This is a genomic window from Citrobacter sp. Awk 2 (genome assembly GCF_028069815.1).
Taxonomy (GTDB): domain Bacteria; phylum Pseudomonadota; class Gammaproteobacteria; order Enterobacterales; family Enterobacteriaceae; genus Citrobacter.
In genome coordinates, this window is record NZ_JANEWL010000080.1 from 1 (window position 1) to 22503 (window position 22503).

23 protein-coding genes are annotated in these 22503 nt (G+C 51.8%); 8 read left to right on the forward strand and 15 right to left on the reverse strand.

The genetic code is table 11. The features are described from left to right. Positions 1-274: 274 nt before the first annotated feature. Positions 275-1000 (forward strand): FadR/GntR family transcriptional regulator, encoded by a 726-nt coding sequence (locus NNO02_RS17515; RefSeq protein ID WP_271440812.1) that lies wholly within the window; start codon positions 275-277, stop codon positions 998-1000. Positions 1001-1024: 24 nt separating this feature from the next. Continuing rightward, a complete protein-coding gene (locus NNO02_RS17520; protein WP_271455372.1) occupies positions 1025-1723 on the forward strand; it encodes a cache domain-containing protein in 699 nt (232 codons plus the stop codon). Positions 1724-1815: 92 nt separating this feature from the next. On the opposite strand, the gene NNO02_RS17525 is transcribed toward NNO02_RS17520, so the two are convergent. The 7 genes from NNO02_RS17525 to NNO02_RS17555 form a co-directional block, all read right to left on the reverse strand. Beyond that, positions 1816-3297 carry an APC family permease gene (locus tag NNO02_RS17525; protein ID WP_137383305.1) on the reverse strand — a complete coding sequence of 494 codons (1482 nt, stop codon included), beginning with the start codon at positions 3295-3297 and terminating at the stop codon, positions 1816-1818. Between the two features lie 274 nt (positions 3298-3571). Continuing rightward, positions 3572-4882 (reverse strand): MFS transporter, encoded by a 1311-nt coding sequence (locus NNO02_RS17530; protein ID WP_271440810.1) that lies wholly within the window; start codon positions 4880-4882, stop codon positions 3572-3574. Between the two features lie 96 nt (positions 4883-4978). After that, positions 4979-5881: a dihydrodipicolinate synthase family protein gene (locus tag NNO02_RS17535; RefSeq protein ID WP_271450258.1), complete on the reverse strand. Its 903-nt coding sequence runs from the start codon at positions 5879-5881 to the stop codon at positions 4979-4981. Beyond that, positions 5881-7593 (reverse strand): dihydroxy-acid dehydratase, encoded by a 1713-nt coding sequence (gene ilvD / locus NNO02_RS17540; RefSeq protein WP_271440808.1) that lies wholly within the window; start codon positions 7591-7593, stop codon positions 5881-5883. Before ilvD ends, NNO02_RS17535 begins: the two co-directional genes overlap by 1 nt. Further along, positions 7590-8960, reverse strand: coding sequence for an MFS transporter (locus NNO02_RS17545; protein WP_271440807.1), 1371 nt, complete (start codon positions 8958-8960; stop codon positions 7590-7592). The genes ilvD and NNO02_RS17545 overlap by 4 nt, the downstream gene beginning before the upstream one ends. A 34-nt stretch (positions 8961-8994) precedes the next feature. Beyond that, complete coding sequence (locus NNO02_RS17550) at positions 8995-9642, reverse strand: 2-dehydro-3-deoxy-6-phosphogalactonate aldolase (protein ID WP_271455373.1); 648 nt, start codon at positions 9640-9642, stop codon at positions 8995-8997. Beyond that, positions 9629-10534, reverse strand: a complete 906-nt coding sequence (locus tag NNO02_RS17555; protein WP_271455374.1) for a 2-dehydro-3-deoxygalactonokinase — start codon at positions 10532-10534, stop codon at positions 9629-9631. The genes NNO02_RS17550 and NNO02_RS17555 overlap by 14 nt, the downstream gene beginning before the upstream one ends. A gap of 193 nt (positions 10535-10727) precedes the next feature. Here NNO02_RS17555 and NNO02_RS17560 point away from each other — a divergent pair, with 193 nt between their 5' ends. Beyond that, the gene (locus NNO02_RS17560) at positions 10728-11459 is read left to right on the forward strand and encodes a FadR/GntR family transcriptional regulator (protein WP_271440804.1); all 732 of its coding nucleotides are present in this window, start codon (positions 10728-10730) and stop codon (positions 11457-11459) included. Between the two features lie 92 nt (positions 11460-11551). Beyond that, positions 11552-11692 (forward strand): hypothetical protein, encoded by a 141-nt coding sequence (locus NNO02_RS17565; RefSeq protein WP_003832695.1) that lies wholly within the window; start codon positions 11552-11554, stop codon positions 11690-11692. 46 nt (positions 11693-11738) lie between these two features. Here the strand turns inward: NNO02_RS17565 and NNO02_RS17570 are convergent, their stop codons facing one another. Continuing rightward, on the reverse strand, positions 11739-12632 hold the full coding sequence (locus tag NNO02_RS17570; protein WP_271455375.1) for a LysR family transcriptional regulator: 894 nt from the start codon (positions 12630-12632) through the stop codon (positions 11739-11741). A gap of 117 nt (positions 12633-12749) precedes the next feature. Then, a complete protein-coding gene (locus tag NNO02_RS17575; RefSeq protein WP_271440802.1) occupies positions 12750-12929 on the reverse strand; it encodes a hypothetical protein in 180 nt (59 codons plus the stop codon). A gap of 248 nt (positions 12930-13177) precedes the next feature. On the opposite strand from NNO02_RS17575, the gene NNO02_RS17580 reads away from it, so the two are divergent. The 4 genes from NNO02_RS17580 to NNO02_RS17595 are packed head-to-tail and all read left to right on the forward strand — an operon-like array spanning position 13178 to position 16283. Continuing rightward, positions 13178-14011, forward strand: a complete 834-nt coding sequence (locus NNO02_RS17580) for an ABC transporter substrate-binding protein (protein ID WP_271450262.1) — start codon at positions 13178-13180, stop codon at positions 14009-14011. Position 14012: 1 nt separating this feature from the next. Next, positions 14013-14831, forward strand: a complete 819-nt coding sequence (locus NNO02_RS17585) for an amino acid ABC transporter ATP-binding protein (protein ID WP_271455376.1) — start codon at positions 14013-14015, stop codon at positions 14829-14831. Beyond that, positions 14831-15616 carry an amino acid ABC transporter permease gene (locus NNO02_RS17590; RefSeq protein WP_271455377.1) on the forward strand — a complete coding sequence of 262 codons (786 nt, stop codon included), beginning with the start codon at positions 14831-14833 and terminating at the stop codon, positions 15614-15616. The genes NNO02_RS17585 and NNO02_RS17590 overlap by 1 nt, the downstream gene beginning before the upstream one ends. Further along, positions 15606-16283, forward strand: a complete 678-nt coding sequence (locus tag NNO02_RS17595; protein ID WP_271440798.1) for an amino acid ABC transporter permease — start codon at positions 15606-15608, stop codon at positions 16281-16283. Before NNO02_RS17590 ends, NNO02_RS17595 begins: the two co-directional genes overlap by 11 nt. 9 nt (positions 16284-16292) lie before the next feature. Here the strand turns inward: NNO02_RS17595 and ydhT are convergent, their stop codons facing one another. The 6 genes from ydhT to NNO02_RS17625 all read right to left on the reverse strand — a co-directional run bounded on the left by ydhT (position 16293) and on the right by NNO02_RS17625 (position 22152). Continuing rightward, positions 16293-17105: a protein YdhT gene (gene ydhT / locus NNO02_RS17600; RefSeq protein WP_271440797.1), complete on the reverse strand. Its 813-nt coding sequence runs from the start codon at positions 17103-17105 to the stop codon at positions 16293-16295. Between the two features lie 3 nt (positions 17106-17108). Beyond that, complete coding sequence (phsC, locus tag NNO02_RS17605) at positions 17109-17894, reverse strand: thiosulfate reductase cytochrome B subunit (protein ID WP_271455378.1); 786 nt, start codon at positions 17892-17894, stop codon at positions 17109-17111. Beyond that, positions 17891-18559: a 4Fe-4S dicluster domain-containing protein gene (locus NNO02_RS17610; RefSeq protein ID WP_271455380.1), complete on the reverse strand. Its 669-nt coding sequence runs from the start codon at positions 18557-18559 to the stop codon at positions 17891-17893. The genes phsC and NNO02_RS17610 overlap by 4 nt, the downstream gene beginning before the upstream one ends. 64 nt (positions 18560-18623) lie before the next feature. Continuing rightward, positions 18624-19292, reverse strand: coding sequence for a YdhW family putative oxidoreductase system protein (locus NNO02_RS17615; protein WP_271455379.1), 669 nt, complete (start codon positions 19290-19292; stop codon positions 18624-18626). 9 nt (positions 19293-19301) lie between these two features. Further along, the gene (locus NNO02_RS17620) at positions 19302-21404 is read right to left on the reverse strand and encodes an aldehyde ferredoxin oxidoreductase (RefSeq protein WP_271440817.1); all 2103 of its coding nucleotides are present in this window, start codon (positions 21402-21404) and stop codon (positions 19302-19304) included. A gap of 121 nt (positions 21405-21525) precedes the next feature. After that, positions 21526-22152, reverse strand: a complete 627-nt coding sequence (locus NNO02_RS17625) for a ferredoxin-like protein (RefSeq protein ID WP_048211828.1) — start codon at positions 22150-22152, stop codon at positions 21526-21528. Positions 22153-22503: the final 351 nt, after the last annotated feature.

Genomic DNA, 22503 nt, shown 5'->3' on the forward strand with positions numbered 1-22503 from the left:
AGCTTATGTAATATATATATTGTAAAAATTTTTCAAATGCGCAACATTGACACTATGATAAGCCTCGCACTTTTAACTTAAATTTTACATTTTCAGGGTAAGGTTATTTATCGTCAGCGCGGAATGCGTTTTGACGCTATCGGGACACACATCCGCCTGTGCAGCGATGTTGCGCGTGGGCTGGTAAAATAACGCGGCCATTCTGACCTTTCGTGCCCCGCGGGCATGTGTTAAAAATGGTCGTTGTTTCAGGGAATTGAGTGCAGAAAAGATTATGATTACTCATGCGGTCATATTTGCGCCTATCGGGCAGGTCAGTCGTTCAGACCAGATAGTGCAGCGCCTTTCAAACGCCATTATTACCGGGTTGCTGGAGCCAAAAGAACAGCTGCCCAATGAAACCGATTTGGCAAAGATGATGGGTGTCTCACATATCACTATCAGAGAAGCGCTCAACACGCTTCGGGCTAATAATCTTATCCATACGGTTCGTGGCCGTAATGGCGGGAGCTTCGTTTGCGAGAATATTGATGGCAAAAATAGCGCCCTGCATCCGTTTAAATCGATCAGTACCGATTACCTTTCGGATTTAGGCGAAATGCATTGCGCCATTATCAGCCACAGCGCCAGGCTAGCCTCCAGACGCATGACCGGGGCGGACATTGCCAAATTTCGCGAGTTTGTAGACGTACTGAGGAAAGCCGATTCACCTGAACTGATGACTCAGGCCGATATGCGTTGTTTGCTGGCAATTGCGGCCAGCTCTCATTCAGCACGGCTGGCCAACCAGGAGCTTCAGGTCCAGGCCGAGTGGGCATCACTGGTGGCAATACTCTATCGCGCCGACAATATTCATGCGGAAATTATTGCGCTTTATTCGGCGCTGGCCGACGCGCTCGCCGCCCATAACGAGACCGAGTCAGTCCAGTACGCCACACAGATCATCGACACGTTTACCTATTACCTTATTGAAAAAAAGCTGAAATATAACTCGAACTGACAATCAGTGAAGGCAGGACAGACCATGAGCTCTTCGACATCCTTAAGCGCATTAATCCGTAAAATTGATGATATTACCGCCTCTACCGTAGAGTCTACCGTTGCGCTGGCGAGGAGCATTCACGAGGCCATTGCCGGTGTGCAAAAAGCTTCAGCCGAAGTTGTCCTCGACCCCGCTGTCAGATCAACGGTTCAACAACACATCAAGAGCACACTGAACAACAACCACTACTGTTCGGGCGCAGGTTTCGCCAGCCATATTGGGAGTACAGAAACCACCAAAGAATATTGGCTGCTGGAATGGTGGTATAAGAAAGATAATGGATTGAGTCAGGCACATCTGGATTTGGATCAGGCGACGCAACAGCGGCTGGATTTCAGAACCTTTGAGTGGTTTAAGCATTCGCCTCCGGCAGGTGAAGCGTATATCCATGGCCCGTATGTCGACTATATCTGTAACATCTCCTATACCCTAACCTCAGCGGTGCCGGTTTACTATCATGATCAGTTCCTCGGCGTCGCCGCCGTCGATCTGCTGGTCAGTCAGATAGAAGCCGAACTGCTCTCCTGCCCTCACCCTGATTATGTCATCCTGACCAATCTGGAAAACCGGATCATCTTTTCCAGTTGGCCGCGCTTTCGTGTCGGTGAATTATTGTCACCTGCGCACAGCACAGTGGTGTATCAAAGCGACTACTTTATCCTTTATCACTACCAGAAATAGTCAATTCAAGGCTGAGCGTTACCGGATAAGGATGCCAGCGTCGTATCCGGCGCGTAAAACGGTCGAAACTAAGGGCCCGAAGGCCCTTAGTTTTAGTTATCCTGCCCCATATTGAGTTTCGTGGCGTAGGCAATGGCATCGTTTTCCGGTGCAGCCGAGCGGCCAAAGGGTCGGGTAAGGAACATGTAGATCAATCCTGAACCGACCACAATCGCCAGACCAAACAGTACTGTCCAACGGTCGATGAAATCACTGCTGTCAGCAGGCTGTGCCAGTAACCAGATCCCACACAGACCGTAAGCTAACGCCAGCACGTTTACAATCACACCCCAACCACCAATCGTCCACTCTCCGGCGGGTTTCCAGCCTTTCAGACGTTGACGCAGCGCGGCCAGTACCACCATCTGGAATGAAATATAAATACCGATAACAGCAAATGCGGTGATACGCGATAAGTTATCTGGCTGGAAATAGACCCAGACACAAATGATAACGGGCAACACACAGCTGACGACCATGGCATTATCCGGGACACCATTTTTAGAAATTTTGGCCATCCATTCACTGCCCGGCAGCATTCTGTCGCGGGAGAAAGAAAAGATAAGACGACTTAATGCTGCTTGCAGAGACAAAATGCACGACAGCATCGCGATAATAGCGACAATAATAAAGACCGTCGCACCGGTTTCCCCCAGCGCTTCATTAAGGATTGCCGGGATCGGATCGGCGGTTTTACCATTCACGATACTCACCAGGTTCGGTGACGCCAGCAGGTAGCCCATGACGGAGATAATGGCGGAGATCGCGCCAAACACGATACTTAAAATCATGGCTACCGGGATTTTTTTGCTTGGATTTTGCACTTCCTCTGCCACGTTACCGCACGCCTCGAAGCCAAAGAACATAAACAGGCCCATCAGCGCGGCGGACATAAAGGCGGTGGAATAACTTCCGTCATGCGCCAGTACCCCCATCGAATCAAAGATGACGGAGAAAGGCTGTGAACGGTGGAAAATCAGCAGGTAAATACCCAGCGCAATCACGCTGACGATTTCACACCAGAAACCAATTTTGGCGACCCTGGCCAGATTCCTGGTCCCGGACATATTGACGGCCATCATCAAGAGCAGCAGCAAAACGGAAGTCACCAGCATGGTGGCGGGTGTCTGGCCATAATGAAAGAGTGATTCAACAAATGTTGATGTGTATTCCGCGATCGAGGTAATGGTCACCACCAGCGCCCACAGGTAGATCCAGGCGGCGATCCACGCATATTTCTTACCCCACAACCTTCTCGCCCAGGGATACAGTCCCCCGGTGATCGGATATTGAGATGCAACCTCACCAAACACCAGGGCGACTAACAACTGCCCACACGCGACGATCAAAATCCACCACACTGCGGGTGGTCCTGCCAACGTCACTGCCAACGCGAACAGCGAATAAACAGCGGTAAGCGGCGACAGGTAGGTAAAACCCAACGCAAAATTTGATATAAGCCCGATCGAGCGGTTGAACTGTTCTTTGCCATCTTTTTGAAAATTATCGTTTTTCTTATCAGGTGTCTGTTCCATATTTCTTTCTCTTTTGTGGAATAGTCGCAGGGTTGAACAATTAATGTATAAAAGATATTAAGTTATATGTATAGTGATTTTGTCGCATATTTGTTAAAACAAATCGCACATCACGTTCCTGAATGGACAGGGATATGACTCAGTTTGTTAACATTTATTTTACACATCGAGTGAGTTACGAGAGATTTTCAGCGTTGGCGGGATGAGATGGCTGGTGCGCACCTGGTTGGCGTTTATGCCCAGGTACGCACCAGTGGAAACGACGATTTTTGACTTAACGCAGGCTTTCTTCCTTTCCAGCAACTCGCGAGTTACGCGTGGGAGATATTGACAGAACGTACAGTGCCAACCCACCGCCACTCACCAGGGCAAACGCAACAATCACCAAAGACGCATCATAATTTCCTGTCAGATCTTTCAACCGTCCCATGAGCGGCGGAAACACCAGGCCTGCCACGTTGGCAACAGCATTGATCAGTGCGATGGCCGCTGCGCCTGCGACCCCGGTTAAGGATTCTGTGGTTGCCGCCCAGAATATTGGGGTAATTGCCCAGTTCAGACCGACCGTTACCACCAGCAGAAGGTATGCCAGCAGCAGATACTGGGTATAAACCGCGACAAGGAGTAATCCGCCGGCTAACATCAGCGGGATTGCAAGGTGCAGACGTCGCTCTCCACTACGGTCAGAATGGCGACCATTGAGCCACATAAACAGACATGCGAACAAAAAAGGTACCGCGGAGAGTAAGCTGACAATCAGGTTACTTTGCTCCGTGACGACACCTTTAACGATCAGCGGCAGGAACAACGTAATGCCTATCGTACCAAAGGCCTGCAGCAACCAGATGGCACTCAGCAACCATACCTTTTTACTGGTGAGAGCCTGATGCCACTGATGGTGATGATTGTCTGCCCCGGCTTCGGACGAGAGTTTCCGTTGTAACCAGTCTCGTTCCTGTACACTGAGCCAACGCGCCTGAGCGGGAGAATCATCAAGATAAAACCAAACAACCACACCGAGGATAACCGCCGGAATACCTTCTAATAAAAACAGCCAACGCCAGCCCGCAATATCGAAAAAACCATGCATATTTAAAATAGAGCCGGAAATTGGCAAGCCAATGACTGATGCCAGCGCAGCGCCGATATAAAACATGGACATGGCATGTGCCCGGTTATTTCGCGGGTACCAACAGGAAAGATAATAAATAATCCCGGGGGTAAATCCCGCCTCCGCGACACCGAGTAAAAAACGCATAATATATAGCTGCGTTGGCGTCTGTACCAGACTCATACCCGCAGCAATCATGCCCCAGGTCACCATAATCCTGGCGATCCACAGTTTCGCGCCAACGCGCGTCAGAATGACATTGCTGGGCACTTCAAAAAGAATATAAGCAATATAAAAAATACCGGCAGCAATACCATACATTTCAGCGGTTAGCGCAAGATCGGCGTTCATCTGTAATGCGGCGACTGAAATGTTAGAACGGTCAATATAAGCAATAAGATACAGCAACATCAGGAAAGGAATAAGCCGTTTGTTCACTCTCTTAATCGTTGAATCATGAATATCATTTTGCATGTTAACCTCGCATGCTGCGCGCCAGAGAACGCCAGTACGAACAGGTGTTTAATCGGGTATGGATGCGCCATACCCGATCCACTTGCTGGAGATGACTCAGACCGACAAATTGAACTGTGAAATAAAACTATCGATGGTTTTTAAATCCTCATCCGCTAATTGCCAACCGGGTTTACGACAATAGTCATCGGCGATGATCCCGCGTCGCTGCAATATCGTTTTTTCAATCTGGATAATATATTCGCAGTGCTGCATCCAGTGCTGAATATACGGCAACAGCGCGTTGTGTAATTGCACCGCCTGCTGATGTTCCCCCGCCAGCCAGTGTTGATATATACGCACATAAATTTCGCTAAACGAGCAGCCTGGCATCACGCCTTTTCCGCCCACGTCCAGCATATGCAGCATATAGAGACCTGCGTAACCGTTGAGAACGTGAGCGTCTGGAGCCTGTTGCAGGAATTCACGCGTGTAATCCACAGGCGGATTACATTCAATCTTAAACACCGCATGTGGATAGCGTTTTGCGACCTCGGCCAGTTGATGTGGCGTAACCGGGAATCCTGTTTCGCCTGGCGCGTACTGCACCATCACCGGAATAGTTACCGCCTCAAGTACGGCAGAGATGTGCGCCTGTACAGCTGCCAGTGACGGTTGCAGGAAAAATGGCGGGAGCAACATCAACGCGTCAGCCCCCATGCTTTGGTACAGCCGCGCCCGCCGTACTGCAAGGTCGGTGCTATGATCGGTAATCGACAGTGCACGAAACAGTCGCTTCCCCGACAATTCATCAAGATAGATTTCTGCCAGTTGCAACCGTTCGCCATCGTCCAGCTTGGGAAACTCGCTGGCAATACCAAACAACGTTAAACCATTCACACCGAGACCGGAAAGGTGAGCCACCAGCCGACGAAAACTCGTAAAATCGACCTCACCCTGTGCGGTAAACGGCATGGCGACGATGGGATTGACGCCCTGGATCATTGCGACTGATGACATCAGAGATCCTCCCGATCGGCCAGTACAGCCCCTTGCGCCGCAGGTAGCGCCCAACGACGATACAGCCGCAAGAATCCACGTGGCACCTCTTTATGCACCAGTTGGCAGACTTTTTGACGCTCTGCCAGTACGGCATCCGCCACATTCAGCGTTAATGTCCGCTGCGGAATATCAATGCTGATAGTGTCCCCCGTTTCAACCAGTGCCAGCACGCCGCCATCGCTGGCTTCTGGCGAAATATGCCCAACGAATAGCCCCCGATTTGAACCGGAAAAACGCCCATCGGTGATCAGCGCACACGAGTCCGAGAGATTCATCCCTTCGAGGAATTTCATCGGCTTATACATCTCTGGCATGCCCGGCCCCCCCTTCGGTCCTTCGTAACGCAGAACCAACACGCTGCCGGGTTGAATATCACCGGAGAGGATCGACTCGACGGCCTCATCCTCGCTGTTAAACACCACGGCAGGTCCGGTAAAGACCATCAAATGCTCCGGAACCGCAGCGGGTTTCACCACACACCCCATAGGCGACAAATTGCCATGCAGCACCGCGACACCGGATTCATTGCGTACCGGGATCGCCAGCGTATGGATCACTTCCGGGCGACGAGTGGCAGGAACATCCATTAGCCACTCCCCTTTTTTCTGTCCATTGACCGTCAGGCAATTGAGTTCCAACAGGTTGGCGATCTCTTTTTCCACCGCAGCGACGCCCCCCGCTTCCCAGAAGTCGATCATGTCGTATTCCGATGCCGGATAGAGCGAAGCCACCAGCGGTACCTGATGACTCAGAGCATCAAACTCAGCCAGCGGCAGATGTCCCAGTTCGGCCTCATAGTAAATAGCTTGCAGGTGCAGAATGGCGTTGGTTGAGCCCCCCGTAGCCAACAGATAGGTCATCGCATTGCGGATCGCGTCGCGGGTAATGATCTGCCGCGCATTCACGCCGCGCTTTACCAGGTCCACTGCGGTCATTCCTGTCGCATAGGCGCAATCACGGCGTTCGCGTGAAATCGCGGGCAGCGTACTGCTCCCCGGCAGGCTCATACCCAAAACCTCAGCAATACAGCACATCGTATTGGCCGTTCCGTACATCGTGCAGGATCCGTGCCCTGGTTCGGCAATATCTTCAATGTGCCGGAACTCTGCCTCATCGATTTCCCCGCGACGTTTCCAGCCTATCGCCTCAGTGACAATATTGCCGTCCCAATGCTTACCTTTGTATTCAGCAGGATACATTGGCCCGCCGTTGACCAGAATGGCCGGAATATCAAGTCGAGCCGCCGCCATCAACATGGCGGGGACAATTTTGTCACAAGACCCCAATAGCACCATGCCGTCGAAGCGGTGAGCACGCATCATCACTTCGATCGAGCTGGCGATAATTTCCCGCGCCGCCAGGATGTAGCGCATGCCCAGATGCCCTTCTGCAATACCGTCACAAGGAGCGATGGTACCAAACACCATGCCTACGCCACCCGCTTCATCAATGCCCTTTAGCACATGTGTCGTGAGTTCATTCAGGTTGGCATGCCCTGCCGTTGCATTGGTATAACTGTTGACGACGGCAATCACTGGCCGGCGAAGTTGCTCGTCGGTATGTCCCATTGATTTATACAGGGCACGTTTTAAGGCGCCGTCATCACCGCTGAGGATCGGGTTGAAGTGTTCGCCACCACAACCTGCGCATCCGCTGCCACAACTGCTCATATATGACCTCTTTTCGTTAATACACTGCTTTCTGCCTGTGTCGTTGCTTTTCGATCGCGGGGGTTAATCAGGCGTGCCGGGATGAGGAAAATCAGCGGTGCGCAGAGCACCAGGAATCCCGCCAGAATATACAGCCCGCTACTGGTGCTGCCGGTGGTGTCTTTCAGCCAGCCCAGTACGGTCGGACCAAAGAACCCGGCCAGGTTGCCGATGGAGTTCACTAACGCGATGCCTGCTGCTGCAGCAGTACCCGAGAGCAGCGTCCCTGGCAGGCTTATATAGGTTGGAATCAGCGATAACGTTCCGGACATCGCGACACAAATCCATGCCATCATCCAGAACGTGGAGCCTTCATTGAGGGCGCTAAACGTCAGGCCAATCGCACCGACTATTGCCGGAATGGCAATGTGCCAACGGCGCTCCTGCTTCAGATCTGAGTGACGGCTGTTCCACAACATGCAGACCGCGCCGAAGATATACGGCACCGCCGCCAGCAGGCCGATAGCAAAATCATCCTGTACGCCGGAGCTTTTAATGATCGATGGCAACCAGAAGTTAATGCCGTAATAGCCGATATTGAAGCTGAAGAAGATCAGTGCCAGCAGCCAGACGAACCGGTTGCGGAACATGGCAGACAGGCTGTGCTGCGGCATTCCCGCATTCGCCGCTACTTTATCAAGCTGGTCTTTTTGCAAATCCTGTTCGATCAGCGCTTTTTCAGCATCCGACAACCATTTCGCCGATTTCACGTCATTATCGAGATAACGCAACACCACGAAGGCCAGCAGGAATGATGGGATTGCCTCCACCAGGAACAGCCATTGCCAGTTATGCAGGTGACCCACGCCCTCAAACATTTTCAGGATCAGCCCCGATAGTGGACTGCCGATAATGGTCGATAACGGTGTGACCAGGATAAACAGCCCGAGCGTACGAGCAGAGCGCCATGAGGGGAACCACAGCGTTAAATAGTAAACGATCCCTGGGAAGAACCCGGCTTCCGCGACACCCAGTAAAAAGCGCACGACATAGAACTGGGTCGGAGTAGTCACAAACATTGTCAGCGCGGACAATATCGCCCAGCTGGCCATGATGCGCGCAATCCAGAAGCGGGGACCAAACCGCTGCATCAACAGGTTGCTGGGGACTTCAAAGATAAAGTAACCAATAAAAAAGATACCGGCACCAATCCCATAAACTGTATCGCTCAGATTAAGCGCATCCTGCATATGGAGTTTGGCGAAGCCCACGTTTACACGATCGAGATAGGCAAAGAAATAACACAGGATTAAAAACGGGATCAGCCGTCGGGTCACTTTACGATAAACCGCATTTTTATTTTCAGTATCGAGGGTACGCGTATTCATCTTTCAGCCTCTTAAGTTGTTATTGGCGCGACGCTCAGGTATTTACCTGTTGCCAGGCTTGAGCATAGGCCAGCGCGTTATGCATAACCTGTTCACGGCATGTGCCCGCACGGTATAAACCACCACCGCAGCCAAAGCCTTTTGCCCCCGCCGACATCCAGTTTTGCAACTGCTGAGCCTCGGCTGAAACACCGCCGACCGGCATGCAAATCACGTGAGGCGGTAGGACCACGCACATAGCTCGCAGTATGTCCGGGGAGATCATTTCCGCAGGGTAAAACTTCAGCCCGCTGGCTCCGGCATCCAGCGCCGTAAACGCCTCGCTTGGGGTGATCACACCGGGTAAGCTAATCGCCCCCCGCTCCCTGCTACGGCGGATGACCGAGGTGTTCATATTCGGCGAGATAATCACTTGCCCGCCCGCATCGACAACGCTATCAACTTGCGCCGCCGTCAGTACCGTACCCGCCCCGACGATAGCACGCTCGCCAACGCGTTCACGTAGCAGCGTGATAGAATCGAGCGCTCGCGGGGAATTTAGCGGAACCTCCAGCCAGGTGAAGCCGGCCTCCAGCAGTACATCCCCGATATCCGGTGCTTCCTCAGGTGTCAGACCGCGCAGAATGGCGATCATCGGAAGCGGTGTTTTCTGCCACAACGTGGCAAAGTCAAAACTGTCCATGGTGTTTCTCTGTTAGCCGTTGTTGAAGGGACTGCATTCCGGCGATAAAACAGCAATCGCCATCAATGCAGCGTGTCTTAATACCCAACGCCGTTGCCGCCAACTGGTAGCGGCGAGTTAGCGCCGCACTCCCCACCAGCCAGACAAGCCCGCGACAGTCAGCGCCGAACTCTGTACCGATCAATAATCCGGAGAGATAATCACTGACGGATTCAGCAGGTAATTCACCTGAAAGTCGCCGCGTTCGGGTGGAAAAAAGGAGTTGGCTTAGCGCCGCGTGACGCTGGGATGCCTCTACCCCAAGTAGAAATGCACTGTCATCGATCACCGCATCAGGAAGACCGCGGCCAAGTAACGAGTGAGAAATCAATACCTGAAAAAGCTCACCGGTCATATATGTCGAAAAATCAGTAATCTGCCTATTCTCGACCGCTACATGTTTGCTATGCGTGCCCGGTAAAATTGCCTGAAAAACCGCAATATCTTCCAGTATCGCCAGCCCCAGCAACTGAACCTCTTCGCCACGCATCACGTCCGGTATGCCGCCAGCAGGTGACGCTCGCAAACCAGGAACAATCCACGCCTCACTTCCCCATGAGGTCGTGAACGTTTTGCTGTGGGCAAGCAAACTGTCGGCATTGGCAGGAAGCGGACAATAGTCAACCTCATACCAGCCCTGCTGCGAACCCACCATTCCGGCCATCGCTATTGTCGGAGCTGCATTAGTCACCCACTCACCCAGCAGCATTTTTAGCGTGCCATCGAATTGACCTTGTTTGACATGGAGCAGTCCGCAGTTGGCGCTACGTTTATCCAGCACGTCATCCCCTGCCATCAACCACGCCCGGAAATTTGAGGTTCCCCAGTCAACCGCAATCCATTCCCATTTCATCTTGTAACCCCAATTATTAAATCTTGTATGACAAGAATGTAGTTAATTTTATGTAAGCGATCTGTGAGCACGATCGTGAAGTGAAACAAAACGTATAATTGTGTTATCTGAAGGGACAAGTGATGCTTCCTTGTATACATAACGCCTTGTTTTATGCGTACAATGGGCAACCCTCTATTTTTCAAGGCGTACAATGACGACTTCCCTGGCCACCATCTCCGAAACGATCACGCGTGATCTGGCAATGAAAATCCTCCGCGGCACCCTGAGCGATGGGGAGATGCTCCCCGGCGAGAATGAGCTAGCCGTGCAGTACTCTGCATCGCGTACTTCTGTACGAAACGCACTGCATGTTTTATCGGCGAAAGGATTACTGTCGATTCAGGCTAAACGTCGCAGTACGGTCAACCCACGCGAACTCTGGAGTTTTCTGGATACGGATGTGCTGGGCTGGATGGAAGAAGTGGGTATCTCACCTGATGTCGCAGAACAGCTGGTCGTCACCCGTTTGATGTTCGAGCCCAACGCTGCCGCGTTGGCTGCCGCCAACGCAACTGCGCGCGATCTGGCCGCGATTGAAGAGGCCTGGACGCTGATGTCGCGCGGGCAACAACAAGATGAAATTGCGCTGTTTGAGGAAGGGGATTTGGCGTTTCACACAGCGCTATTGAAGTCGTGTCATAACCCGTTCTTAATGTCGATTGGCAACGCCCTTTCCGCCGCCATGATGCTGTCGTTTAAACAGACGCAGGAATCCTCGGTGCGGGAAACCGAGCACGCTGTTGAGCAGCACCGTCTGCTGCTGGAAGCGATACGCCTGCGTCAAGGCGTGACGGCCAGGGAATGTATGCGCGATATTATTCTCAGCGCCGCGAACCGCCATCTGTGGGATACGCTGCCGGAAAAATACGCTGACCTGGTATAAGAACGTGCTTAGTAGCAATAATCGCTGCTGTTCAGCAACATTTTTGCAATATAATGGAACAATGTTAAACGCTGAACCTGAGCAGGTGAATGATGGAAATTGATCTCGATAATCTGGTCTTTGATGGACTGGAAGAAGCGCAAGAGCGTAATGCTGAACGTCTGGAAGATGCGGACAAAAAAGCGCAGGAAATTATTGCTGATAACGACTGCGGCGATGCCTGCAAAATCTAATTTCTGAACCGGCGCAATGCCGGTTTTTTTCTAGTCAGCCTGCGCTTCACGCCGTATAACGCAACGCTTCAATCAGCTGTGCAAAGACCGCGGTATGTTGTCTACGGCTGGGATAGTACAGATAATAACCGGGAAAAGGTTCACACCAGTCTTCCAGTACTTTTTCCAACGCCCCTTCTGCTACCGCCTGTTCGACGGTATCTTCCGGTACAAAAGCCAGGCCCATGCCCGAAATTGCCGCACTGATACGCGGTGGAAGATTGTTAAAAATAAGCTGCCCTTCTACCCGCACACGGAGATCCTGTCCATTCCTGGCAAACTCCCAGGCATACAGCCCACCGAGGGTCGGCATGCGCATATTGATGCAGTTATGATTCTGTAGATCGTGTGGGGTTTGCGGTTTGCCATGGCGGGCAAAATAAGCGGGTGCCCCCACCACGACCATGCGCCAGTCGGGACCGATCCTGACAGCAACCATATCTTTGGCCACCTGCTCACCGAGTCTGATACCGGCATCATAGCGTCCCGTCACGATATCCGTCAGGCTATTGTCGATAGTCATTTCCACATTTACATCAGGATACGCCTGCAAAAACGGCTGTAGTGCAGGCCAGACTGTCGATTGCAACGCATGTTCCCCGAGCGTCAGACGGATATTACCCGCCACGCGCTGGCGAATATCGGTTAATGCCAGTAGCTCCGTTTCAATGTCATCGAAACGCGGACTGATACTGTTGATAAGCCGTTCACCGGCTTCGGTTGGCGCAACGCTTCGCGTGGTACGGGTCAACAGTCTGACATCCAGTCGCTCCTCAAGCCCACGAATAGCATGGCTTAATGCTGACTGCGAGACCCCTAGCTTCGCTGCGGCGCGGGTAAAACTGCGTTCACGGGCGACGACAATGAGATAATAAAGATCGTTAAAATTATCACGCAGCATGCTTGTTCCCAATCCAGACCTGTTTTGTCGTATGTTACAGGTCAGAATGGGGATTCAGTAGTATTTCTGCTTATTTTGCACACTTCATTCCAGTACATTTCGCGCGTCAGGCGAAGTTCAGCGTGTTGTTTTATCACGGAACCACTCCGGATCAATGTTGGCGATATCCACCCCATACAGGCTGGCGACAGGAAGAACAGACTCCACAACACGCTGAAGATTTCGTTCCGCACTATGTTGTGGAGTCTGTGGATGTCGATTCTTGATGCGCAACCAAAGATATCTAACTCCGTTCATCTTCTCCGCCGCCTCTGTCTGTTGGACACAACGTATTCCAACGCAGAATGCGTAAAAAATGAAATGCGAATTTTTGCCAACGTTGTGCACTATTTCGCATTTCAGTTTTTCATTATTTTCACCCGTAATTAACACCCCTTTCACTAATATCATTTTGTATATAGATAAGAATTTTTTCTTATTTGGTCACCGCCACAAGTTATGGGAGCGTAAAAAGCACAAACCAAAACAACAGGGATTCAAAGAAAATGATGGCAACGAAAATTCACAGCACAAAAAAAACATGGCTGGCACTCAGTGTCCTGCTGGCGTCAGGCATTGCCGCGTCAAATGCTCAGGCCGATCAACTGGCCGATATCAAAGCCGCAGGTGTGGTAAAAATCGCCACCTTTGACGCCAATCCACCGTTCGGTTCTATTGATGCAAAAACGCATAAAATTGTCGGTTACGACGTTGATTTCGCTGAAGCGCTGGCTAAATCACTTGGCGTTAAACTGGAACTGATCGCCACCAATCCGGCTAACCGTATTCCGTTATTGCAATCCGGTAAGGCCGATTTAATCGTAGCGGATATCACTATTACACCTGAGCGTGCACAGGTTATCGATTTCTCCGCCCCTTACTTCGTTACCGGGCAGCAATTCCTCGTTCCGGCAAAATCGCCGGATAAGCTTGATGACTACAGCAAGGCCCGTATCGGCGCAGTTAAAGGGACGACAGGTGAGCAGGCATTGCACCAGCGTTTTCCACAATCACGTGTGCTGGCCTATGACGATATTCCGCTGGCATTAACCGCACTGCGTAATGGTAATGTCCAGGCGATCACCCAGGACAGCACCATTCTGGCAGGGTTGTTAGGCGGTGCGCCAGATAAAGCAGATTTCAAAATTTTGCCCGACTTGTTGAGCAAAGAAGAAATTGGTGTGGGTGTGAAAAAAGGTGAACCTGCGCTGTTAAAGGCCGTGAACGACGAGCTATTAAAGCTCGAGTCTACCGGGCAGGCAGCCAAAATTTATGACGTCTGGTTTGGTCCGCAAACCAAAAATCCACAGCCCCGCGCCTTCAAAATAGAAGCGAAGTAATATGCTCTCAGGCCTTTTTAATCGTCCCGCAGCTTCGGCTGCGGATTTTACGCATCTGCGCCAGGCGCGTGTTGAACTGCGTAATGTCATAAAACACTATGGCAATCATACCGTGCTTAACGGCGTCAGCCTGTCGGTTGAACCGGGCGAAGTCGTCACCATTCTCGGGCCTTCTGGCTCAGGAAAATCGACGCTAATTCGCCTGATCAACCAACTGGAGTCACTGAGTGGCGGCGATATTTTTATTGATGACAAACCCATCGGTCAGCTGCGCGGCCCCGCATTGCGTCAGCTTCGTAGCCGAATTGGCTTTGTGTTCCAGCAATTCAATCTCTACGCCCACCTGACAGCACAGCAGAACATCACGCTGGCGCTGGAATATGTTCACGGTTGGAAAAAAGCGGATGCTGAGCAACGGGCACTTGAACTGCTGGAACAGGTAGGGTTGGCCGAAAAAGCCGAGGCATATGCCGCCCAACTTTCCGGGGGACAGCAACAACGTGTTGCCATCGCCCGCGCACTGGCCTCCTCACCGCAAATCATTCTGTTCGATGAACCCACCTCCGCGCTGGATCCAGAAATGATCGGCGAAGTGTTGCAGGTCATGAAGAGTCTTGCCCATAGCGGCATCACCATGATTGTCGTAACGCATGAAATGCATTTCGCCCGGGAGATTGCCGATCGTGTGGTGTTTATTGATGGCGGCGATATTCTCGAAGTCGCGCCTCCTGAGGCGTTTTTCACACGTCCTCAGCACCCCAGGACCCAACGTTTTCTGAAAAAAGTGCTCGACCCGTTACACCAGGAGTCATCGTTATAATGCATGCAATGGACTGGCAGGGGGTGCTGAGCGGGCAACCTCTGCAATGGATAATCTCCGGTTTTCTGACCACACTCTGGGTCACGCTAGCCGGCGTGGTACTCGCCACGGTATTTGCCATCTTTCTGCTCAGCCTGCGCCTGACAGGACACCGCTTTGCGACCACCGTGGTCAGCGTGTGGGTTTCTGTTTTTCGCAATACCCCTTTACTCGTTCAACTGATGTTCTGGTACTTCGCTGCGTGGAATCTCCTTCCTCGCGACGCGATTACCTTCATTAATGCGGAACACGCCTGGTCCATTCTGCCAGGAGATGTCTGGTGGTTAACGCCGGAGTTTCTCTGCTCCGCATGGGGGCTGGGTATCTTTACCTCGGCCTTTCTGGTCGAAGAGGTCGCCTCCGGTTTACAGGCGGTGTCTGGCGGGCAGCGCGAGGCAGCCATAGCACAGGGGTTTTCGTCATGGGCGACTTTCCGTCACATCCTGCTCCCTCAGGGGCTGGCAAATGCCTGGCAGCCAATTGTGGGGCAATATCTTAATCTGATGAAGCTGTCTTCATTAGCCAGCGGCATTGGCTTTGCCGAATTGACGTACCAGGTGCGGCAAATTGAAAGCTATAACGCCCATGCGCTGGAAGCCTTTGCCGTCGGCACGGCACTCTACCTGTTGACCGGTATTGTGCTGGGGATGTTGTTAACCCGTCTTGGCCCTGTACCTGCAGCAGGTAAACCGTTGGCGCGTAAAACAGGCATATTTCGTTTCAGGAGCCTACAGCATGATCGCTAATATTTCGGTTATTACCGACAATCTGGACTACCTCCTGTGGGGGCGGGTCGCAGAGGGTCAACCGGGGGGCGTTCTGCTCACGCTGCTGATGGCGATTGGCGCAGCGGTACTGGCGCTTCCCGCCGGGATCGCACTCGCCTGCTGTGCCTGGCGTTTTCCTGGGGCGATACGTAAGGGGCTGTTTATCTGGGCAGAGTTTATTCGTGGTATTCCGTTAATCTTCGTGATTTTCTGGATGTGGTATCTGTTGCCCATGCTCACAGGCAGTGATTTACCGGGAGCCATAACCGTCACACTGGCACTGGCCTGGTTTACCGCCGCTTCGGTGATGCATTCCGTGTACGCAGGCATAACTGCATTGCCTGGCGGTCAGTATGATGCGGCAGTCGTTCAGGGATTTAGCCCACTCCAGGCGCTCGGGTTCATTCTGTTGCCGCAGGTTCTGCGTAATGTACTCCCCTCGCTAACGGGGATTTTTATCGGACTACTCAAGGATACGTCGCTGGCGTTTATCGTCAACGTGCCTGAGCTCACGACGGTGGCGGGTCAGGTTAACAGCCGGGTACAAATTTACCCGGCGGCCATTTTTGTCTTTACCGGACTGGTCTATTACCTGCTGTGCTTTAGCCTGGAGAAGATCACTCAGCGTCGGTTCGCGTTGAAATAGCACCACGGCTCAACATGCCACAAACTGATGGTCTTCGTTGAGCCGATACTTCACCCCTGCGCGAATGTTATTTTCCCCCTCAATAGCCACCGCAAAGCGCATTCTCTTACCGTCGTGATAGGCAAGCGCCGCGCATCCGCCGGGGCCGAGGATTATCGAATCGACCACGCCAGTACTGGCAATAACGGTGTTTTCCCCGTTAGCCATGATCTGCACGTTGTCCGCGCAGTTGGCGATTTTCGACGCTGCGCCAAAACTGGCTATCTGGGTTAAATCACCACTGCTGGCGATACGACTTCTGTCACCCAGCGAACTGATGCGCACCCGCATCCCCGTGCTGGCCATCCGTGTACCGCCTCCCACACTACTGACACGTGTGGAGTTTCCCGCGATGGCAATACGACCACGCTCACCGGAGCTGGCAACATGAGCGTTATAACCCACGCAGCCAATACGTGCGCTGTAACCTGCACTGGCAATCTGCGCAGCGTACCCGGCGCTGACGATTTTGATGTTATCACCCGCGCTACCGAGACTGTCGCCATCAGCCGCACTCGCCAATTGTTTACCGATGTCGTCTGCCGTCTGCGGACAGACAACACGGCCCATCGCACAGATATCCTGCTGGACAAAATTCTCTTCATCCTGCCATCTTGACCAGCCGTATTCCACGAGGCTATCTGCCCAGTCACTATACCCTTCCAGCTGGAGTGCACGGTGCACCTCCGCATAGCTGCCTCCCTCAGGAAACGCACGCAGAAACCAGCGATACATCACGGGCCCGACGCGCCAGGCCCGTAAGTCACCACGAGTAATCATCATCTCTTAATGCCGGTGATAGCCATCCACCATGCACTTAAAGGTTTCGCCCGGAGTGCGTCCTGTCGTGCAGAGATAAAGATGCCCAAAAATGAAAAACACGCTCACGATCGCCAGCGCAAAGTGCGCCTGCAGCAACCAGTAACGTACGCCAGGGAACAGATCGCCCACAGCCTGTGGGTACAGGGATAGCAACCCGGAGATCAGCAGTAGCGGCAGCAAACCGTACATCACGCCGACATACGCTGCCTGCTGTAACGGATTGAATTTCGAACGCGTTGATGCCGGGAATGGATGCGCTTCGCCCTGCATAATGCCAAACAGATAGAATCGCGTCTGCCTCTGCGCCCGGCCGATCCAGCCCTGACGCTGAATAATATAATGATGACCGTTCCCCCCAATCAGGTTAATCAGGACAAAACCAATCCAGCAGGCAAGCAGCAAAAAGCCACAGACTTCATGCACAGTCAGCAGGCTTTTCATCACTGGGGCACTGACCGCGGTGAAATGGTTTAGCAGGCCGCTGGCCAGCAGCAACAGAAATAACAGCGCATTCGACCAGTGCCAAAAACGGACAGCTTTCGAGTATAAATAGACCTTCTCTCCGTGTCCTGCCGACGCTTTATTCGCTGAACGAAAGCGCAACATCGCGTGGAGTGCCAGCACCAGCCACATCCCTACCAGCATTAACCCGGCGAAAACTAACCAGACGGGCCAGTAATCCGGCGAAAACATCGGGACGTACTGCGCAAGCTGTGCGTGAAACTGTTCGGCATTCTGCGACGCGTTCATACATTATCCTTTTTAATCAAATGTTGACCGAACCGACGATACAGATGGGGCTTCCCGGCGCCTGCAAGTTGATATTCGTAGTACTTGTTTTCCTGTAACCAAGTCTGAATTTCCGGGCTGTCCTCACGGCCAAAAATCAACGCGTGTTCTGGACAGGAATTGACGCAAATTGGCGGGAAACCTTTCGCCAGACGTGATTCGGCGCAGAAGTCGCATTTATCCGCCACTTTGGTTTGTGGGTTGAGATAGCGTACCTGATACGGACATGCGCCAATGCAGTAACTGCAGCCAATACAACGAGAGGTATCGACTCGCACAATCCCGTTTTCATCTCGCCAGGAAGCACCGGTAGGACACACCTCAATGCAGGGGGCATCGTCACAATGCTGACAGGACTGACGAAAATAGTGATACAGCGTTTCGTTATCGTTATCCGTTACCGGGATATGGGCTATCGATAAACGACTCCCCTGAACAGGAACATGATTCGTTTTCCTGCACGCTCGGGCGCAAATATTACATCCGTTGCACAATGATTCGTCGTGGATCATGACATAACGAACGTTTTTAGTACTCTTCGTACTCGCTAACAGGTTTTGGCCTGGGCCGGTGAAAAAAATCACCGTCCCCATGCCAATGACAAATTTTCGTCGGGTGAAGGACATCGGGTTATCCTCTAATGCTGTGACAGTGATCGTCCACACGTTCCATGACATCAACCTGAAAAATTCAGGGGTTCTGATACTGCTCAACCTCAAGCCATTCGCACAGGCCATACGCTTTGCCGTAACTCATAAAGCGCTCGCTAAACAGATAAGGTTCCGCATTCGACGATTCCACAGCACGTATGTCTGCATAATCAGGATGCGTTTCCATGGCCGTGAGCGCCGCCGTAACCTGCTCAGGTTCAAAGTGGTATGGCGGCTGCGCCAGCATGGCGACCTTATAGGGGCGAGGATACGTTTGGCAGTCAAAACGTACCGCTTCTGCAATGGCACGGCAGATATCATTTTCTACCACCTGCACACACATCTCGGCGTAGTTTGCCGTCATGGTTTGCGTCGAGTAGAAGTAGGTATCCTCTAAGCCCTGGATACAGGTAATATCTGCGTCAGATGCGTGCTGACACATCGCGTCCAGCAGCGTAGCCAGGTCACTTTCAGGAACCGAATAAGGTGGCAACAGAAACACGCTGCGTGCCACCAATTGACCTGAAGCAGAATGCTGGCGGATAAAATCCGCCACTATCGACTCTGGGCTGGTGGGTTCCTGAATTAATGACGAACTCCGGTGTGCGACAGGCTGGTGTAACGCGTGCAGCCACTGTCTCTTTTGGCTATCCACGTTGTCACCATGCACATCCTCTGCAGCGGCCAGGTCGTTACTCACGTACGTCATCTGCGTTCCTTACGCCGGCAACAGATTGTGTGCAGCCAGGTCGGCTGCCACATCCTCAAGGCCGAGGCGGTGAAGGGTGTCGCGAGTTGGGCAGCCCAACGCCGGGTCCCAGCCCATTTCCTGATAGAACATCGTAAGCGACTGACGCATATCTTCCCGGTCCATCTTGTCAGTCCCTTCGGTAAAGACCGGGATCTTCGGATCTTTATCGAACACCCAGGAGCAGATCAGGTCGTGTTCATTACGCATATCCATGGTTTGCATCAACTTGACTGTATAAGCACGATGCAGGGTAAAAATGCGCTCCGCGGCCAAATCCAGACTAGCCTGCGTTGTTTCATCCCCCGTTACGGCCTGGAAGAATTTCGCTTCCAGATCAAGGTCTCCGCGATAGTTTCGACTCTTCAGTGGCGAAACCGTCATTGGCCAGACCCAGTTACACAGCGTAACCGCATTGTGCAGACAGACTTTCAGCAGCGTCCATTTGGCGTATTTGATTTTGGCGGCATTAATCGGGGTGTAGTTTTTGGTTTCATCGTAGGCATCCTGTGAACCAAACAGTTCGCCCGCCACTTCGCGCTGTAGCGCCAGCGGTAAACCGGAGCCGATAAAGTTGATATGGGTGTGCGTCATACAGTCGCGGTTGAACATACAGTTGGTGATCGCCCCCACCTGCGCCGAGGCTTCGTTCGCATGGTGAACAGGGAAACCAAACGGCGACCACAGTTTGTTCTTCGCGTAACCCCAGTACTCTTCGCCTAAATTCCAGCGTTCTGCAATCGCGTAAGAGCCATCTGCCAGGTGGCTGAGTTCACCCACGCGATGCGCCAGTCGATAATAGAAATCTTTGATAAAGTTCGGATCGCCTGCTTCCAGTTGATCCCAACGGATCTCTGCATACTCTGCCGCAGGTAACACCCGCTTAAAGACGCCTTTGGAGTAGCAGTACGTAAAGTCTCGATGCAACTGACCGTAGTTACACCAAATACCATAATCATCGAACAGGTTCAGGCCAACCAGGTTTCCTACAACGCGCCCATCGTCTTTATCGTCGAAATCTTTCGGCCCATTCGGGAAAATAGTGGTATGTACAAAGTTCGCCACGCAGGTATTCCCGCCGGTACTCGGCACACCAAAATCTTTCACACGGGGAACATTGAGTTGCGACATACAGCGAATTGGACATGAATGGCAGCCACTCATTTTGACGGTGTACTTCTCAGCGGCCGGGCCGAGATCAAACACGGATTTATGGGTACGAAAACCGACAGTATTCTGGTTTCCCGGTGGAATTTCCCCCGTTTCAATTGGCCCTCCTTCCGCCGCGCCCCAAAACAACCCTTTGCGGGCCGTCCAGCGCGAATTCGGTGAAGAGTATTCAGCCCAGGCCTGTGGCGTGCTCGGCACAACATGGTTGTTGTTGGCGCCGATAAGCTCGGTCATCATGTAGTCATTAAGCCGCTTCATCTCTTTACGATCGGCGATATTGACCCCCTGGGTCCCCTCTACCGCAATGGCCTTCAGGTTTTTCGACCCCATGACTGCGCCAGTGCCGGCCCCGCCGCTGTGGTTACGGCTGTTAATCATGCAGGAAAGCGGAACGAGGTTTTCACCCGCCTGACCAATGGCTGCAACGCACGTTTCCGGGCTGGTGATACGGCAAATTTCTTCGGTGGTTGCGCGCGTACCCTTACCCCATATGAAGTCCGCTTTTTCGATGCTGACCTTATCGTCTTTGATGTTGATCCAGACCGGAGAAGGTGATTTCCCTTCGATAATAATGGCGTCGTAACCCGCGAATTTCATTTGTGCGGCAAAGAAACCGCCCATATGGGCATCGACCACTAAATTGCCTTTGGTAAATGTCGATAATGAGGTGATATTGACGCGAGAACTGCAGGGTGCACCCGAACCGGTTAGCGGCCCGGTCGCGAAAACCAGTTTATTTCCTTCATCAAAAGGTTTGGTGCCTGGCTGGACTTCGTCGTACATAATTTTATAGCCAAAGCCCATCCCACCGACAAATTTCTTAAATTTACTGGAATCTTCAACGGTGATATTACCCGTGGAGAGATTGACCCGTAAAATATTACCTGTCCAACCATTAGCCATCATGTTTTCCTTTGCAAGAAGGTCCGATAGATATACTCGCCACCTTTCAGGCAGTTCTTTTATTCAAAAACTGCGATTTTTCTGGCAATAAATGACGCGTATCAGGCAGCCCTGCCATCCATCAAACAGTAATATCTTTCCACTCAATAATTTTTAATGCCCCAGTCGGACAAGCATTAGCGCATTCCCCGCATAAAACACATTTTGAGGATTTCTTCGTTACGGTATTAACGGTCGCCATCATCCATGGGCAGGCCGTGGTACAGGCACTGCAGCCAATACAGCGTTTATGATCTACGGCAATACAACCGTCTTCCTGTTTCCAGGTAATTGCGCCAATCGGGCAGACTTTCATGCACTGGGGATCTTTACACTGACGGCAAGTGTCTGCGGTGTAGTTTAAATCGCCGTACAACCCACCACCGGACCCAACGCCATCATCGCCAAAGAAGTAGTTACGATGAATTTTGATGCGGGAAAAGAAGGTGCCAACAGCGCCATCGTTATAATTAGTACAGGAAATTTCACAGCGGTGGCAGCCAGTACAGCGAGCCCGTTGAGTCACCAGCACCCCTTTCGGCGTATTGATAAGTCCGACGGTGCCGCTGTCGATATCTTCCTGCTTACAACCAAAAAGGGATAGCAGAGCGGGGGCAATCGTTAATCCTGCCAGACCTTTCCCTGATATACGCAGAAACTCAAGCCGCGTTAAACCACAATCTAAAAATGGACGATCAACCTGGTTCATTTATTTCGCATCCTCTTCGCAAACGCTGTAGTAGCAACAGATCCAGGCTAATTTTAATGAATGCAGATCAGGTCAAATCGGCCATAAATGTTGCCAACAACACGTGAATTTTTGCCCTAACCTGATCGCACAGATGACGGTGGTTAAACTGAATCAATCCATACCCTAAACACGGGTATAATCCTTTAGGGTTAGGCGGATAAATAATGTGGTTATTCCCCCCCTGTAACCTTGATCGTTATCAATTAAAAATCGGAAGGAAAATAATTAATGTGGAGTGATATTTATTATCATTAAGCGAGATTGAAATAACATTTCATATGCATGAAAAATAATTGGGAGTGCAATCAC

What these genes read in the sequence shown, in the direction of transcription:
- ilvD (WP_271440808.1), bottom strand. Translation starts at nt 7,593, where the DNA reads ATGAGCAGTTGTGGCAGCGGATGCGCAGGTTGTGGTGGCGAACACTTC.
- NNO02_RS17570 (WP_271455375.1), bottom strand. Translation starts at nt 12,632, where the DNA reads ATGCTGCGTGATAATTTTAACGATCTTTATTATCTCATTGTCGTCGCC.
- NNO02_RS17580 (WP_271450262.1), top strand. Translation starts at nt 13,178, where the DNA reads ATGATGGCAACGAAAATTCACAGCACAAAAAAAACATGGCTGGCACTC.
- NNO02_RS17625 (WP_048211828.1), bottom strand. Translation starts at nt 22,152, where the DNA reads ATGAACCAGGTTGATCGTCCATTTTTAGATTGTGGTTTAACGCGGCTT.
- NNO02_RS17565 (WP_003832695.1), top strand. Translation starts at nt 11,552, where the DNA reads ATGGAAATTGATCTCGATAATCTGGTCTTTGATGGACTGGAAGAAGCG.
- NNO02_RS17575 (WP_271440802.1), bottom strand. Translation starts at nt 12,929, where the DNA reads ATGAACGGAGTTAGATATCTTTGGTTGCGCATCAAGAATCGACATCCA.
- ydhT (WP_271440797.1), bottom strand. Translation starts at nt 17,105, where the DNA reads ATGATGATTACTCGTGGTGACTTACGGGCCTGGCGCGTCGGGCCCGTG.
- NNO02_RS17535 (WP_271450258.1), bottom strand. Translation starts at nt 5,881, where the DNA reads ATGTCATCAGTCGCAATGATCCAGGGCGTCAATCCCATCGTCGCCATG.
- NNO02_RS17590 (WP_271455377.1), top strand. Translation starts at nt 14,831, where the DNA reads ATGCATGCAATGGACTGGCAGGGGGTGCTGAGCGGGCAACCTCTGCAA.
- NNO02_RS17620 (WP_271440817.1), bottom strand. Translation starts at nt 21,404, where the DNA reads ATGGCTAATGGTTGGACAGGTAATATTTTACGGGTCAATCTCTCCACG.
- NNO02_RS17610 (WP_271455380.1), bottom strand. Translation starts at nt 18,559, where the DNA reads ATGTCCTTCACCCGACGAAAATTTGTCATTGGCATGGGGACGGTGATT.
- NNO02_RS17555 (WP_271455374.1), bottom strand. Translation starts at nt 10,534, where the DNA reads ATGAAATGGGAATGGATTGCGGTTGACTGGGGAACCTCAAATTTCCGG.
- phsC (WP_271455378.1), bottom strand. Translation starts at nt 17,894, where the DNA reads ATGAACGCGTCGCAGAATGCCGAACAGTTTCACGCACAGCTTGCGCAG.
- NNO02_RS17560 (WP_271440804.1), top strand. Translation starts at nt 10,728, where the DNA reads ATGACGACTTCCCTGGCCACCATCTCCGAAACGATCACGCGTGATCTG.
- NNO02_RS17525 (WP_137383305.1), bottom strand. Translation starts at nt 3,297, where the DNA reads ATGGAACAGACACCTGATAAGAAAAACGATAATTTTCAAAAAGATGGC.
- NNO02_RS17615 (WP_271455379.1), bottom strand. Translation starts at nt 19,292, where the DNA reads ATGACGTACGTGAGTAACGACCTGGCCGCTGCAGAGGATGTGCATGGT.
- NNO02_RS17585 (WP_271455376.1), top strand. Translation starts at nt 14,013, where the DNA reads ATGCTCTCAGGCCTTTTTAATCGTCCCGCAGCTTCGGCTGCGGATTTT.
- NNO02_RS17545 (WP_271440807.1), bottom strand. Translation starts at nt 8,960, where the DNA reads ATGAATACGCGTACCCTCGATACTGAAAATAAAAATGCGGTTTATCGT.
- NNO02_RS17530 (WP_271440810.1), bottom strand. Translation starts at nt 4,882, where the DNA reads ATGCAAAATGATATTCATGATTCAACGATTAAGAGAGTGAACAAACGG.
- NNO02_RS17520 (WP_271455372.1), top strand. Translation starts at nt 1,025, where the DNA reads ATGAGCTCTTCGACATCCTTAAGCGCATTAATCCGTAAAATTGATGAT.
- NNO02_RS17595 (WP_271440798.1), top strand. Translation starts at nt 15,606, where the DNA reads ATGATCGCTAATATTTCGGTTATTACCGACAATCTGGACTACCTCCTG.
- NNO02_RS17550 (WP_271455373.1), bottom strand. Translation starts at nt 9,642, where the DNA reads ATGGACAGTTTTGACTTTGCCACGTTGTGGCAGAAAACACCGCTTCCG.
- NNO02_RS17515 (WP_271440812.1), top strand. Translation starts at nt 275, where the DNA reads ATGATTACTCATGCGGTCATATTTGCGCCTATCGGGCAGGTCAGTCGT.